Raw genomic sequence first — 15,413 nt, forward strand, 5'->3', positions numbered from 1 at the left:
GAGATCGAGCTGAAAGGCGGCAACATCACCTTCAAGGCCCGAGGCAAATTCGAGGTCAAGGCCGCGTCGATCGAGTGGGATGGGCCGGGGCGGGAGCCAGCCGCCCCATTGAAGCTACCAGTGGGCCAAGCTCCCAAGACCGAGATGCGACTTGATCATCGCTACCATGATGATGCGCCGGTGTCGGGCGCTGAGTATGAAGTCGAGCTCGCGGATGGCTCCAAGCGCACTGGGACGTTGGATTCAAAGGGGCAGGCAATCCTGCGCGACGTGCCGATGGGCCCGGCCACTGTTCACTATGGTCCATCCAGTAAACCTTATGTGGTGAAAGATAAGCGCCCGATGCCCAAATACAATGCCAAGCCATCACCTGATGATCTGGATAAATTAACCGACCAATACTTGAAGCCAATAATAAAGGATGACAAGCAGTGATTGACAAGAAAGGGGCGCCCGGCGGGTTGAGTTGGGCTCGATTTGAAGCCATTGCAGCAGATTCTGCACAATGGTTGTGGGGAACTGCGCAGGGTGCATTCAACGAAAAAGCCTCCACCTCTCAAATCATCGTAGATGCGGTGATCGGCATGATTCCGTTGGTGGGGGATGGCACGGCAGTACGTGATCTGATTGCCGTCTCAATTGGCTTGGCGGACGACCCCAAGAAACGCGATGATGTGTGGCAGTGGGCCTTGCTGGTGATCCTCCTGTTTGCACTGATCCCTGTGCTGGGAGGGGTGATCAAAGGCGTGGGTCGGCTGTTGATCAGGCTGGGTGTGACCTTGGCGCATACCAAGGGCCTTGCCCGCTCCAGGCTGGTCATTGAGGCGGCCCAGGATATCGTGGCCTTGCTCAACCGGCTGGGGGAGGGGAATGCTGAGCGTTTCCTGAAGCGACTGAATTTCGAGCACTACCAAAGCCAGATCATGGGCAAGTTCCATGATTTCATCTACACCATCAATGGTGTACTAGTGTCGATCAACCGGAAGACAGCGAATACCCGGCTGCTGTCCTGGTTCGCCGAGGCCTCTGCAGCGCTCACCAAAAAGCTGAACTGGCTGCTGGAAAAGGGCCAGAGCATGATTCCCCAGGCGCTGAAAACGCTGAATGACACCTTGAAGGAAATCCAGGCGGTGGTCTACAGCGGTGGCCAGACCACCAGCAAGACGGTTGCCCACACGGCAGCATCCGGCGAAAAGGCGGCGGTGCACTATGCGGATGAGCTGAAGCTGCTGGAGGGCGAGGGGGCGCTCATCTCGGCGCGGGGCGGCTGGCAGCAGAATCCAGCTAGTTTAGACAAAGCCGAGAAGAAAGGTCTTTATAAACATGATCCTGGCTATCCTGACCTTGGGCTGAGGGCCAGCGACATCAGTACCTATTCCGGCAAAATCGTCAACCGTGCGCTAGAGCCGGGAGAAACCATCTACCGGGTGTTTGGGCCGGTGCGTGCGGAAGGGGTGCATGGGTACAAACAAGGTGGTGCGGCGCTGGCCGCCGGCAACCCTAAGTACACCAACAAATTCTGGGGGATTGGCCCCCCACCCAAGACCGCTGAAGAGTGGCGGCACCTGTCGGCGGTGCTGGACGAATGGAACCACGATGGCTTTATGCTGGTGGGCACCATCAAAGAGCCGAACCGGGTGAAAGGCTGCGTTGGCAAGATCTCCGAGCAGGCGGGGGACAAGATTAAAGGTCAGTACCTGACCGGTGGTGGTAAGCAGGTGATGCTGGAAATCCCCGGTGAGCTGGCTGGCAAACTCAATAGTATCGGCGACAAAGTGATCGCTGAAGGCAAACCACAGACGCTGCTGCTGGATGGGGTGGAGTGGGTCATCCGTCCTACCGGCTGGAAAGACGTCAACGGCATTCATGGCTATGGTCAGTTGGCCAAGCAGGCGGGGGTACAAACCGCTCGGTTGGGTACGCGTGAGCAGGCCAGTAAAGAACATCGAAACGAGTAAACCAAATGGCTTTTTATACTACCGCCCCCACCGAAGCCGAGCGCCCAGTGCTGTTCCGCATCCTCAAGCAACAAAGCTCGCTCACCATCTGGCAGCAGATCGTTCCCTATTACAGCGCCTGGGTGGACGAGATCGTCCGCTCGGCAGACCTGCGTGTCGAGCTACCTGATTGGTATGAAACCTACCTTGGTCCTGATCGGCCTAGAGACAAGGAAATGTTCAGTCAGCATGATATTGTTGAAGCCATGACATTGAAGGCTGCGTTGGTAGATGCAGTGGACAAGCTCCGACGCGGTGATCGCAGCGTGTTTCTGTGGCGTGGCTATTTCAGCGGTCAAGGTTATATCTGCGAGGCCCGACGGCTGCTCTCCAGCTGGGCGACCCAGATCCGGCGCTATGGTAGCGGCGAGGTGGATTTCACGGTGGAGTCTGACCACTGGCCACCGCTGGAGCGCCTGTATCTGCTGACGGAGATGGCTATGCTGAATGGCGTGTATGTTTTGCAGACCCGATGTATTGATGACCCAGCTCCGCTGGATACGTTTGACGTATTTAAAGGAGATGGTGACGCAGAAGCAGGCCGTGTGCCTACCCATCTGACGCGCCTCTACAGGCACCTGATGGCGATCAAGGAGCAACTGCCACCAGTACCAGTTCCCAAGGAGGAAGTCCTGGTCAAAACTGGGCACACCTTGCCATGCACCGGCATCTGGGAGCCGGTGAAGGTAGATCTCAGTGCGGGTTTCTTGGGGCTGTTCCAAAGGCCACAGATTCCGGCAGATGGCGTATTCGAGCCAGATGGCTGCATGAATTATCTGCATGGCGGGGCACGGGCGCCAACCGTTGAATTTGAAGAAGAAAAGTGGCCGATCGTTGGCAAACCCACCGTATGGCGGCTGCTGTGGAAAGATGAGCGCTATCTGGATGGCACCGTTCCTGATGAAGAGAAAGACTATGTGTTTGCCGTGCCGGGTGAGCCGTGGGTCAGGCGCTACGAGCCACAGCCAGGGCCACCGCCACCGGCAGAGCATGGCCTCAAGCTGATTACCGCCCGCACCGGTGAAGCTGCCATTGAAAGTGGCTACTGGGCCGCACAGGAGCATATCGAAGGCCGTACCCGTGTCAACAAAGGCGAACGATTGCCGGATTATCGGGGGAAGCCGGTGACCTGGGTGTATACCGGACTGAAGTGAGTGGCCTGACTGGCAGCAATTCTCTGCTTGATAAACAGGTTATCTACCTATGCATGTATTGCGCGTATACGCTAACAGGCCACAAATTGTGGTAGCTACTTCAATTCCCGCTTGGGTGGCGACGTGGTGGTGACTTTCCTTGTGATCAGCTTGGTCGGTGATCCTCAGCTAATTGATTTCAAGATGCAATACATTTCACCAAAATTTTAGACGATCAGCATTGTGTTGAAAGTGTTAGTAATCCGCACAACCCTCATAATCGAAGCACACCCGAAAGAACTTCGCTAACTCCAGAGTCATTATCAGAAGCTCACTCGTAGCCTCTTTACTGTAGCAGATGGGGATATCCACATAGCCCGACTTGAACGGTTTGGCTGTGCTCTCCTCTGTCGCGTACAGCGCAAGACCCAGCGCATATCCACCAGGCCCTCTTGCAGGCTCACATAGGGAGAAGCCAAGTGCAATCAGCGCATCTAGAGGAAAGCTGAATCCTTCATTGTCGAAGCGAAATCCTGCGGTCTTTTCATCCTTGGTGATGAAGGCAAAGACGAAATTCCTTAGATTAAAATCACGCTCTCGCGAATTGAGATGGTGAGTCCTTGAATATATCTCGGAATTGGGAAGGATATTGGAGCCGGTGTCCTCATCGATAGTAACTCCTGCCTCCACAAAAACATTGTATAAGCTTTGATAGAACGTCTCGGCAAACACAGAAAATTTACGAGAAAAAGGTAAGAAGAAAGGTTGGGACTTCAGCGTAGAGCGAATCATGCCTCGGTCGTATTTGATGTAGTTGTTCACCGGAGGGATAATTTGATGCAACAAGTAGTCACGACCATAAAATTCCCTTGGATTAAGATCTGAAAAAAGCATTGAAATATCCTAAAAGATAAAAAGGCCAAGACTTCACCCGACATTTTCTATAGGGAAAAAAAGGGCGCCAAGTGAATGTCAGCGTTCCACCTGAACCTTGATGCGATTCTGTGTCGGCGTCCAAAAAAAGGACAATTGATCGAATTGTATGAATGTCTGATTTAGTGGACAGACAAGTCATTGAATTATGGCATCAAGAAATAGTTGCCAACAAACTGTTTTTCCAATTCAGTAGGTACATAGTTGCCGATCTTTGCATGTCTGTATGCTGATAGCAGGCTTGAATAGGATGTGGTTTTCAACGGTAAATCCACCGTATGGTGGCTGTTGCAGAAAGAGGAGCATTATCTGGATAGTGCTATGCACGAGGGAGTAGAGCTATTTCTTCGTCATGCCGGATGAGTCATTGGTCAGGCATCTGCTCCAGTGACGTTGTCGTCGAAAGTAGTAAACTGACGTGCGGGAGCATATTGAAGGCCGTACCCGCGTCAACAAAGGCGAACGATTGCCGGATTATCGAGGGTAGTCGGTTACTTGGGTGTATACCGGGTTGAAGTGAGTGGCCATCCGGCAGCAAGGTGCAGCCGGGCGCACCTGCGATTAATCCTCTGGCAAGGCGGGTGGGGTGACGGTCAGGACTTCGTCTACTGTGGTCTGGCCTGCTGCTGCTTTCATGGCGGCGCTCAGTCGTAGTGGTTTCATGCCGTGTTTGATGGCGGCCTGGCGGAGGGTGACGATATCCATCTCCTGGCCGATCAGTTTGCGGAGTGTCGGCCCGACCGCCAGCATCTCATAGATGCCGGTGCGGCCATAGTAGCCGGTCATGCGGCATTCGAGGCAGCCGACGGGTTTGTAGATCTTGGCTGGTTTGGCTGATCGCCAGGGTTTGACCAGCTCTGACCATGTTTCGTCAGAGATGTCGTGCTCGGCTTTGCAGTGCGGGCAAAGGGTTCGAACCAGTCGTTGGGCGACTACGCCTAGCAGGGTGGCGTTCAGCAGATAGCCTGGGACGCCGATTTCCAGCAGGCGAGTGACGGCTGAGGGGGCGTCGTTGGTGTGCAGGGTGGACAGCACCAAGTGGCCAGTCAGGGCGGCTTGAATGGCCATTTCTGCAGTTTCGCGGTCACGGATTTCTCCGATCATGATGATGTCCGGGTCTTGCCGCAGCAGGGTGCGCACGCCGTCTGCAAAGTTGAGGCCGATCTGTGGCTGGACTTGCATCTGATTCAGCTGTGGCATTACGTTTTCGATGGGGTCTTCGATGGTGCAGACGTTCACCTCGGGCTGGGCAAGTTGCCGCATGGTGGTGTAGAGCGTGGTGGTCTTGCCGGAGCCGGTTGGGCCGGTCAACAGCACGATGCCGTTGGGCTGGGTGATCAGTCCGTTCCAGATGGTCATTTCCTCATCGGTAAACCCCAGCTCGCGATAGGATTTGCTCAATACATCCGGGTCGAAGATCCGCATCACCAGTTTTTCGCCAAACACGGTGGGCATGGTCGATAGGCGCAGTTCGACTTCCTGGCCGTCTGGTGTCTTGGTTTTGATGCGGCCATCCTGCGGGCGTCGCTTTTCGACAATGTCCATGCGCCCGAGCAGCTTGATCCGGCTGACCACGGCGCTCATGACGGATACTGGAATTTGATAGACCAGGTGCATCATGCCGTCGATGCGGAAGCGGATGTTGCCGCTGTCGCGGCGTGGCTCCAGGTGGATATCGCTGGCACGTTGTTCATAGGCGTATTGGAACAGCCAATCGACAATGTGCACGACGTGCTGGTCGTTGGCATCCAGTGAGCTGGTCTTGCCCAGCTCCACCAGCTGCTCAAAGCTGGCTACGCCAGCCCCTGAGCCGGATTGCGTCTTGGTGGCGCCTTTCAGTGAGCGTTGCAGGCTGTAGAACTCGGCCAGATAGCGGATGATGTCCTCCGGATTGGCGAGTACGCGTTTGATGCGCAGGCTGATGGCCTGTGACAGGGCGCGCTCCCAATCCAGGTCGTAGGGGTTGGCGGTGGCAATGGTGATTTCCGTGCGCGTGAGCGCTACCGGCAGGATTTTGTAGCGGGTTGCGTAGGCATGTGACACCACGGCGCATACGCTGGGGACATCGACTTTCAGCGGGTCGATATTGATGTATTCCAGATGATGCTTGTCAGCCAGCCACTGCATCAGCACATCGATGGTCAGCTGGCGGCTGGGTGTTTCCATGCTCTGCCAGCGCTGATTGGCAATCAAGGTCAGCGGATGGGCTTCTGCACGTTCCTTGGTTCGACTGCCGGTATACATGGAATCCGCATCTTTGCGGCTGACCAGACCATCCTCGACCAACAGGGCGAGCATGGTGGGAACATCGAGTTGAATGGCATCCATAATCTTTTAACTGAGCTGCAAGGCTTGACTATAGCGGGATTGAAAGCGGTCGCCAATATTTGCTAACCGGCTCGGGTGGGCTCCAGGGGTAACCAGGTCGCGGCGGGGGGATATCGATACCAGCCCTTGGCATGGGCGGCTTGTAAGGTGGTGCGCAGGACGATCTGTCTGGCCTCATCCAGGTTGATATGCAACAGATCTGCAATGCCAATGAAGTCGTCAGGCAGGGCTGCGTCATACCAGCCATTGGCGCTATGGCGGGCCAGATCGACAGCAAGCACGACGGTGCGGACTCTTGGGTGGGAGGCATGTCGGTCATCCATCAGCTCCATCAGCAAGGGGGGCAGGTGCCATGCTTTTGCCAGCGCGAGTTGCAGCTGCAACAGCGGGAAGCCCAATACGTCGGTCTGGGCCACGGCGCTCCGCAGGAGCGGGTTGCCCCGCAGACGGAAATGGATCTCCAGGGCCAGTTTGGGGGCGGTGATCCAGAGCAGGATCTCGGCAATGTCGTGCAATAAGGCTGCAGATGTCAGCTCTTCGACATCGGTATCATGGCGGAGCACGGCCCATTCATGTACGTATAAAGCGGCATGGAAGGCACGGCTCAAGACCCGCATGACACCCGCCAACGCAGCGGGCTCGTCGGCCAGGTGGCTTTCAATCGAGGTCAGCTCGGTAAAGGCCTCAAAGAATGCCCGGGTGCCGAACATCATGATGGCATGTTCGACAGTGGTGACATCGGTGACCTGGCTTTTACGGCGGTGATCTTGCAGATAGCGGATCACCTGTAAGGTCATCATCGGGTCGTGAAGTAACACCCGTGCTATGTCACGACCGGTGATGTTGTCTTCGTTGTTCCGGAGCGAGTCGATTTCATGGATGGTTCGCGCCATGACGGGTAGCCCACACTGGGACATGTAGCTGACCCAGGCTTCAAAGCTGGACAACGGTGTCGTGAGCATGGCCACTCCGTGGCATAGGCATGTGTACTGTTACTGTTATAGCAGAGCTGGCCACAGGCAAGGGCGGGATATCCTGGCCGCTTCGCGCGGCTACTGGGCTGTCGATGCCCTGCTTGGGTCGAGCGATAGCATGATTTTGCCGATATGTTGTCCGCTCTCCAGCGCCCGGTGGGCATCGATCACCTGCTCGAATGGGTAGGTGGCCCAGATGACGGGCTGGATGGTGCGATGAGTGAGTAGTGGCCAGACGCGCTCCTGTAGCTGTCTGGCGATCACCGATTTGAAGGCAACCGAGCGGGGCCGTAAGGTGGAGCCCGTCAAGGTCAGGCGGCGCTTGAGCATCTCTGCCAAGTTGATTTCGCTGCGTGTCCCACCCAGTAACGCAATCAGGCACAGCCTGCCATCGTCGGCCAGCAGGCCCAATTCTCGCGGAGTATAGGCGCCCGCCACCATGTCCAGAATCACATCCACACCGCGTCCCTGTGTGGCTTGTTGAATCTCTGCCACAAAGTCCTGATCCATGTAATTCACCGCAAGTTGTGCGCCCAGTTTGAGGCAGGCTTGGCACTTTTCGGCAGTGCGTGCCGTGGTGAAGACTGGGTGCCCGAATGCGTGGGCAAGCTGAATGGCCAGCGTACCGATGCCGCTGGTGCCGCCTTGTACCAACACGCTTTCACCGGGGGCGATGGCGGCCCGCATGAAGACATTGCTCCATACAGTGAACAAGGCTTCAGGAATCGACGCGGCTTCCAGCGGCGTCCAGCCTTTGGGTACGGGCAGGCAGAGATCGGCTGGCGCAGCACAGTACTCAGCGTAGCCACCACCTGTCAACAGCGCGCAGACGACATCCCCCACGGCAATGCCTTTGGCCTGCGGGGTGACGGCAACCACGGTGCCTGCCACCTCCAGCCCCAGGATATCACTGGCGCCTTCCGGGGGCGGGTAGCGCCCTTGGCGTTGGAAGATGTCCAGCCGATTGAGGCCGCTGGCCGCCACTTTGATCAGCACCTCGCCTGCCTGCAAGGCGGGGATGGGGCGCTCGACAATACACAATTGCTCTGCCGCCCCAGGCTGCGGGGTGACGATGGCGCGCATGGAAGAAGGAAGTGTCGGTGTCATGTGCGGGTTCCAAAATCAAACAGATGATGCAGGTGCGGCCTCGGGCGTGCTCAGCATGGGTGGGTTGAGGCGGTGCACGAGAGGGGCACGCCGCATACAGCCCGCATGGGCAGAACACATGTCTCGGCCCGCAGGCAAGCCACGTGCCAAGCCCGATGCCGTATCCAGGCTCTGCGTCGTATCTGGCTCAGGCTGTGCCTGCCGCTTGGGTATTCACATACACATCAAACCGGGTGCTTTGGCCGATGATCTGTGTGTTGGGCTTGGGGCCTGCAATGTTTTCCGCCAGGCGTGGACGCTTCACGATGACGCGTCGTTTGGCCGCTTGCAATGCTGCTTTCAGCAGGATTTCGGCATCCAGATCATCACCGATCAATGCCTGAAAGGCTTGCATCTCTTTCTTGGCCAGGGCGGCTTTGCCACGATCTGGAAACATGGGGTCAACCACCACGACATCCGGCTTCTGGTCGTCGGCCAGCCCGGCCAGCCACTGGCTGGCTTCAGTATGGACAAGTTGCATGCGGGCGGCAATCCCGGCCACCTCGGTTGTCTGGGTGGCGCGCTGCAGGCCGTCCCGCAGTAATGCAAACGCAATGGGCGAACGTTCAAGCAAGGTGACCTGGCAACCCAGTGTCGCCAGCACAAAAGCATCTCGGCCCAGGCCCGCCGTGGCATCCACCACCTGGGGCAGATAGTCCCCTTTCAAACCTGCTGCCTTGGGCAGTAGCTGGCCACGCCCCCCACCGAACTTGCGTCGATGGGCGTTGGCACCCTCTACAAAATCCACATAGATCGGGCCAGGGGCGCCCTTGCCCAAGGTCCGTAGTTCCAACCGGTCTGCGGTAAGTGTCAGCGCATACCGACATCCCTCTGGTGCTGTTGCAGCAAAAGGGAGTGCTAACTCTTCGGCCAACTGCTGGGCTGCATTGGGATCAACAGCCTCGGCCATGACAACAACGATGTTCATCTGCCATACACCATGACGATCAAGAACCGGATGATACCCGAGCTGGTGGACATTCGCCCGATGGAGCCGCAGGTGGACAGGTAAAGAGGTGATGGATTGGTATTTTCGATGGGCACAGCATGCAGAAGGTGTTTTTTTACTGAGTTTGAAAATAAGCTTTTGATGTTTATGAAAAATATTTCAAGCGTCAGATATTGCGTGATTACGTGGTTGATAAAGGATGTGTCAGATTCTGACTATTCATTTTTTGATATAAGTATTTGATTTTATGGATATGCATTATCAATCATCTACGGATTTGACATTGAAATGTCAAATTTGTGTTGATAAGATGAACTTGACTTAAATTGGTATTTTCGTGGCGCAGTAGAAAGTAGATCTGAGCTGGGCGCAGATGTATCACGCCTCCATCTGATGAGGCCATGCCACAGGCCAAGTGCACGATACGTGCTGTCCAGCCATCCAGCCCGCAACCGGGTTTGACCTATCTGAAGAATCAGGCCCATGCCACACCGCGCAGTGTTATGGGTAGCTGAGCCTGACTGGCGGTGCTTTCCGCCAAGGCATGTCGATCATGAGCGAAATCAGGTGAAGCGCCAGCACGCTTTCCGCCCTGTTTCAACCAGCTCGATGCGCTGTTGTGTCCGCGTTGTCCACTCATTTCGATCCAAAGGTGAACCCATGAAAAATCAATTGCAATGGTTGTCAGCGGCATCCATGTTGATGCTGCCTTGGTTCGTACAAGCCCATGGCTCCATGGAGGTTCCGATCAGTCGTGTGCTGAATTGCTATCGCGAGGGCGCTGAAAACCCGAGATCGGCTGCATGCCGCGCAGCCGTTGCACAAGGCGGTACACAGGCGCTCTACGACTGGAATGGTATCAACCAATTGCCCAATGGCAACCACAGGGCCTATGTGCCGGATGGCCAGCTATGTGGTGGTGGCAAGGAGCTGTTCCGTGGCCTGAATCTGCCGCGTAATGACTGGGTGGCGACGCCGGTCGCGCCCAGATCGGATGGCAGATTCGAGTTTGTCTTCAATGCCACCGCACCCCATTCAACACGCTATTTCGAGTTCTACATCACCCGCGATGGCTATGACCCGACCAAGCCGTTGAAATGGTCAGATCTGGAATCCACGCCATTTTGCACCATCAACAGAGTGACGCTGGAGAATGGCCGTTACCGTATGAGCTGTCCGTTGCCTAGAAACAAACAGGGCAGGCATGTCATCTATAACATCTGGCAGCGCGCGGACAGTGCCGAGGCGTTTTACACCTGTGTCGATGTGGTCATGAATCGTACCGTGTCGGATTGGCGTGAGGTAGGCCAAGCGCAGGCACATCAGGATCTGGCAGTCGGTAGCAAGGTGACCTTGCGGGTGTTCGATAAAGACGGCAAGGATGCTGAATCACACACCATCACACTCAACAACGGTATGAACAGTGCTGCCGCCTGGCCATATCACTTGGCGATGAAGGTGAATGCGGATTCCCGTGTGATCGGGGTTGGCAAGTTGAGTGCCAGTGGTGAATTGAAGCCAACGGTCAGTGCTACTGAAAACCGGCTCTATGTACACGGGCAAGCCAACTATAACATCAAGATCGACATTGCAGCTGCGCCGAACCAAGCTTCGGAAGCCGGGTGTAGTGATACCCAACCTTGGAGCAATTCACGCACCTATAACGGGGGAGAAACCGTGGCGACCAACGGCCAACTGTGGCAGGCACAATGGTGGAGCCAGGGAGAGGAGCCAGGTGGCCAGCAGGGTGCATGGAAAGCCATTGGCAAGTGCGTTGGTGCGACATCTGCACCGGGGCGTGATTGACCCGGCTTTTTTTGCTGTGACAGGCTGAATCGTGATGGGCCGATCCAAGGCAGCTGTTTGGTTGGCCATGGCAACGCAAGTGCCCGCAGCTTGGGTCGATAATCAATTTGGCAAAAAACACTTGGAGCCTGCCGTAGCAGACTCCAAGTGTCAGGTCAGATAAGGCTCATGCCAAGTATAGGGCGTCTGGGGAGCATCCACTCACCCGTGGCGCAGCCTTACTTGCATGCCCCTTGCAGCTCCCATACATCGGCTTGCCCTGGGGTATCGCCACGTGTCCACCACTTGTTGAGGTAGTTGTGACCCTGGTGGCTGACCTTGGTGTTGGCCGCAGTATAAGTGGCGCTGGCTGACCAGGGTTGCTCACATTTGTTGCTTGGCGCAGGTGTCGGGGTGGGTGTCGTACCACCGCCACCAGTGCACTTGCCGATGGCTTTCCAAGCGCCCCATTGCATGCTGCCCGGCTCTTCGCCACGAGTCCACCATTGTGCTTGCCACAGCTGGGACTTGAACGCGGTTTTTTCACCACCGTTGTAGGCCCGTGCATTGCTCCAAGCCTGAACACCATCACACCCGGCACCTGGGGTTGGATTGGGTTTCGGGTTAGGGTTCGGATTTGGATTGGGGTTAGGATTCGGGTTAGGATTCGGCGCCGCAACGATGTCGATCTTGGTATTGTAATTGGCTTGGCCGTGCACGTAGATACGGTTTTCCGTGTTGCTGACAACCGGCTTCAACACGCCCTTGGCATCCAGCTTGCCGATACCCACGATGCGAGACTCCGCGTTCACCTTTTGCCCCAAATGATAAGGCCAGGCTGCAGCGGTATTCATGCCGTTGTTGAGCGTGATGGTGTGTGATTCAGCATCCTTGCCGTCTTTATCGAACACCCGCAGTGTCACCTTGCTACCGACTGCCAGATCCTGCTGCGCACGCACTTGTCCGATCTCGCGCCAATCCGACACCACGGTGCCGTTCATTTCCACGTCGATACAAGAGTAGAATGCCTCGGCGCTGTCCGCACGTTGCCAGATGTTATAGATGACATGTTTGCCCGATTTGTTCTTGGGCAGCGGACAGCTCATGCGATAGGTGCCGTTTTCCAGCGTCACCTTGTTGATGGTGCAAAATGGCGTGGATTCGAGATCCGACCATTTCAGCGGCTTGGTCGCGTCATAGCCATCACGGGTGATGTAGAACTCGAAATAGCGTGTTGAATGTGGCGCAGAGGCGTTATAGACAAACTCGAACTTGCCATCAGGGCCAGCGGAAATCGGCGTTGGCACCCAGTCATTACGTGGCAGATCCATGCCCTTGAACAGCTCTTTACCACCGCTACACAGTTTGCCATCCGGAACAAAAGCCTTGTGGTTGCCATTGGGCAATTGGTTGATGCCATTCCAGTCGTAGAGCGCCTGAGCGCCACCTGCTTCAACAGCCGCCCGGCATGCTGCTGATTTGGGGCTTTCAGGGCCTTCTTTATAGCAATTCATCACCCGGCTGGCGGGGACGTCCATCGTGCCATGCGCCTGCGCAAGCCAGGGTAACATCAACATGGAGGCTGCTGATAACCATTGTATTTGACGTTTCACGAGTTCACCTTTTTATTTGTGGGATGTGGATTACATGGGCAAGGCATGACCTCGAACCAAGTTGGTGCTGCACCATCACTTCATTCGAAAAAACGCGATGTTCCATATGCTCCAGTGGAGGAACCGCCAATCAGGGCAGGCCATTTGCTCGTAGTAAGCAGGCTATGTCCCTGATTCATCAGATGGTATTGAAGTGATAAGCCCCGAAGCCTTGCGCACTGTGACCTGGAATGCCCGGTCAGTGTCAAGTGCTTTCAGCGGGGCGGTATGCATTTACAGTGGATTGGTCTGACCAATCACACAACACCACATCGATACCAGAGCATCCGTATGCTATCAATGACGTTGAAATAGTGCAATGTCATATTCACGTTTTTTCCTAAAATCAGCGACTTTGCCGCAAACGAGGTGGCACAGCATCGTGCGACAGGTGCGGCGGGGAATCGTTTGGCTGAGGGTGCTCTGTCAAGAAGAAATAAAAAAAGCCGGCGCGAGGCCGGCAAAACATGCGGATATCGAGAGAGAGTGATGCCGCAGAATCTAGGTGCCAATCACTCCGCCATCATCTTTGCTGATGACCAGGGTGGCTGAACGGGGCCGCCCGCCATCTGGCCAAGTGCTATAGCGGCTTGGTTGTTTGGGATCGTTGAATTCGGTTTTATCGTCCAATGGCTCGCCAGGGTGCTGGATGTTGACGAAGAGCGTCTTTCCATCGGGGGTGAAGGCCAAGCCAGTCAATTCGCAACCGACTGGGCCAGTCAGGAACCGCTTGGCCACACCATCGGCAGGGCTGACTGCCAGCAATTGGTTGTTGCCGAAATTTTTGAATTCAGTCTGCTTGGTGGCGTGCTGCGGGTGGTACATGGCGCTGGTTGACATATCGGTCTGAATCCACAGCAGGCCGCGTGAGTCGAAGGCCAAGCCATCTGGCGCGCTGTAGATATCGCCTTGCAAATTGCCTTGATTGCTGCCGATGGTGCTGGTGGGGTCGCCTGCCATGACGAAGATGTCCCAGCGGAAGCTGTCCGCAGCCGGGTCGGTTTCTTCCCAGCGGATGATATGGCCATGGGTGTTCTTGGCGCGTGGGTTGGCTGCGTCAGCCTGTTCGCGCTTGCTGTTGTTGGTCAGTGTGCAATACACCTGCTTGGTGGTCGGGTGGATGGCAATCCACTCCGGGCGATCCATTTTGGTGGCACCGACGACATCAGCAGCCGAGCGGGCCTTGATCAAGATCTCTGCCTGATCTTTGAAGGCAGCGAGCTTCGGGTTGTGTGTGGTCAGCGGCAGCCACTTGCCCGTGCCATCTTCCTTGAATTGCGCAACATAAAGTGTGCCCTTGTCGAGCAAGTCCATGTTCTTTTTACGGTCGCTACGGTCGAATTTGCCTTCCGAGACAAATTTGTAGATGTATTCGAAGCGCTCGTCATCACCCATATACACCACGACACGGTTGTCCGTCGCCAGGGTGACTGCGGCATTTTCGTGCTTGATCCGGCCCAGTGCGGTGCGCTTGACAGGTGTGGCGGTGGCGTCGAACGGATCGATCTCGACCACCCAGCCGAAACGGTTCGGCTCGTTCGGATGCAATCCGCAATCGAAGCGAGCGTGAATGCCACCAGCCTTGGCCCATTCATACCCGGCACCTTTCATGCTGATGCCGTAGCGTTTTTGATCTGGGGTGATTTCGTCAGAGTAATTGGTGAAATAACCGTTGAAATTCTCTTCACAGGTCAGGTAAGTGCCCCATGGCGTCATGCCATTGGCGCAGTTGTTGAGGGTGCCCAGGATTTCTTCGCCCTTGGGGTCGAACTGAGTGCGCATCAATTCATGGCCCTTGGCAGGGCCGCCGATACGACAGGGTGTGTCAGCGGTGATCCGACGCGCATATTTGGACGGGCGTTTGACGCTCCACTGCCGATTGGGTGCCTGGCTGACCTCGTAGACGGTGACGCCGTGAGCGTTGATTTCCTTCTGCACCTGGGCCGGTGTGTGGCTGAATCGAGGCTCTGCCGGATGCAGCAGGCCACGATCGATGTATTCATGGTTGACGGCAATCAAGGCACTGCTTGAGTTGCTGCTGCCCCAGGGCAGCGGGAAATAGCTCATGCCATCATGGTGCATGCCAAACTGGATCAACTGGTCTTCTGCCGTGTTGCCTGCATTGGCATAAAACGGCGCGTTGCCCAGGGTATCGCCAATCGAGTCACCCCAGCGGACAAAGACATGGGCTGAATAGCCCTCGGCCACGGTGACGCTGTCTGCAAATGAGACTGGTACTGCTTTGAAACCAGGTTTGACATCTGGCGCTGTCAGGCTGCCTGCTTGAGCCATGCTGGTCAGACCCATCGAGCCGACGAAACTCATCGCCAATGAGCCCAGGCCGCCTTGCAGCAGTTGGCGGCGGTTGAGGCGGGCATTCAAAATGGTTTCAAACAAAGGGTTGCCTGAAGGGTTGGACAGGCCTTCATCTTCAATGTCGTACTTGCTCATGACGCTCTCGTGGTGGCTGCAAATGAAATCGTTGCAGTGTAGGTGCCATATATTTCAGTGGCGTG

Annotated in this window: 10 protein-coding genes and 1 pseudogene; 4 read left to right on the forward strand and 7 right to left on the reverse strand. The window is 55.9% G+C overall.

All coding sequences use genetic code 11. From position 1 onward, the window contains the following. The 3 genes and pseudogenes from HNQ59_RS11685 to HNQ59_RS11695 all read left to right on the forward strand — a co-directional run. A pseudogene (locus tag HNQ59_RS11685) lies at positions 1 to 435 on the forward strand (type VI secretion system tip protein VgrG); the annotation flags it as partial. Beyond that, positions 432 to 1,958: a hypothetical protein gene (locus HNQ59_RS11690; protein WP_184039396.1), complete on the forward strand. Its 1,527-nt coding sequence runs from the start codon at positions 432 to 434 to the stop codon at positions 1,956 to 1,958. The pseudogene HNQ59_RS11685 and the gene HNQ59_RS11690, both read left to right, overlap by 4 nt. Positions 1,959 to 1,963: 5 nt before the next feature. Then, on the forward strand, positions 1,964 to 3,151 hold the full coding sequence (locus HNQ59_RS11695; protein ID WP_184039400.1) for an Imm72 family immunity protein: 1,188 nt from the start codon (positions 1,964 to 1,966) through the stop codon (positions 3,149 to 3,151). Between the two features lie 234 nt (positions 3,152 to 3,385). Here the strand turns inward: HNQ59_RS11695 and HNQ59_RS11700 are convergent, their stop codons facing one another. The 5 genes from HNQ59_RS11700 to HNQ59_RS11720 form a co-directional block, all read right to left on the reverse strand. Next, positions 3,386 to 4,024, reverse strand: a complete 639-nt coding sequence (locus HNQ59_RS11700; protein WP_184039403.1) for a hypothetical protein — start codon at positions 4,022 to 4,024, stop codon at positions 3,386 to 3,388. Between the two features lie 600 nt (positions 4,025 to 4,624). Beyond that, on the reverse strand, positions 4,625 to 6,391 hold the full coding sequence (gene tfpB / locus HNQ59_RS11705) for a type IV pilus assembly ATPase TfpB (RefSeq protein WP_184039405.1): 1,767 nt from the start codon (positions 6,389 to 6,391) through the stop codon (positions 4,625 to 4,627). Between the two features lie 62 nt (positions 6,392 to 6,453). After that, the gene (locus tag HNQ59_RS11710; RefSeq protein WP_184039408.1) at positions 6,454 to 7,353 is read right to left on the reverse strand and encodes an HDOD domain-containing protein; all 900 of its coding nucleotides are present in this window, start codon (positions 7,351 to 7,353) and stop codon (positions 6,454 to 6,456) included. A 90-nt stretch (positions 7,354 to 7,443) separates the two neighbouring features. After that, on the reverse strand, positions 7,444 to 8,448 hold the full coding sequence (locus HNQ59_RS11715) for an NAD(P)H-quinone oxidoreductase (protein WP_184039670.1): 1,005 nt from the start codon (positions 8,446 to 8,448) through the stop codon (positions 7,444 to 7,446). Between the two features lie 211 nt (positions 8,449 to 8,659). Then, positions 8,660 to 9,439 (reverse strand): class I SAM-dependent methyltransferase, encoded by a 780-nt coding sequence (locus HNQ59_RS11720; protein ID WP_184039411.1) that lies wholly within the window; start codon positions 9,437 to 9,439, stop codon positions 8,660 to 8,662. Positions 9,440 to 10,120: 681 nt separating this feature from the next. Here HNQ59_RS11720 and HNQ59_RS11725 point away from each other — a divergent pair. Further along, positions 10,121 to 11,266 carry a lytic polysaccharide monooxygenase gene (locus tag HNQ59_RS11725; RefSeq protein ID WP_184039413.1) on the forward strand — a complete coding sequence of 382 codons (1,146 nt, stop codon included), beginning with the start codon at positions 10,121 to 10,123 and terminating at the stop codon, positions 11,264 to 11,266. 218 nt (positions 11,267 to 11,484) lie between these two features. On the opposite strand, the gene HNQ59_RS11730 is transcribed toward HNQ59_RS11725, so the two are convergent. Both HNQ59_RS11730 and HNQ59_RS11735 read right to left on the reverse strand, forming a co-directional pair. Continuing rightward, positions 11,485 to 12,822: a lytic polysaccharide monooxygenase gene (locus HNQ59_RS11730; protein ID WP_281397214.1), complete on the reverse strand. Its 1,338-nt coding sequence runs from the start codon at positions 12,820 to 12,822 to the stop codon at positions 11,485 to 11,487. 576 nt (positions 12,823 to 13,398) lie between these two features. Beyond that, complete coding sequence (locus tag HNQ59_RS11735; RefSeq protein ID WP_184039415.1) at positions 13,399 to 15,348, reverse strand: PhoX family protein; 1,950 nt, start codon at positions 15,346 to 15,348, stop codon at positions 13,399 to 13,401. Between the last annotated feature and the right edge of the window lie 65 nt (positions 15,349 to 15,413).

It is taken from the genome of Chitinivorax tropicus (genome assembly GCF_014202905.1).
Taxonomy (GTDB): Bacteria; Pseudomonadota; Gammaproteobacteria; order Burkholderiales; family SCOH01; genus Chitinivorax; species Chitinivorax tropicus.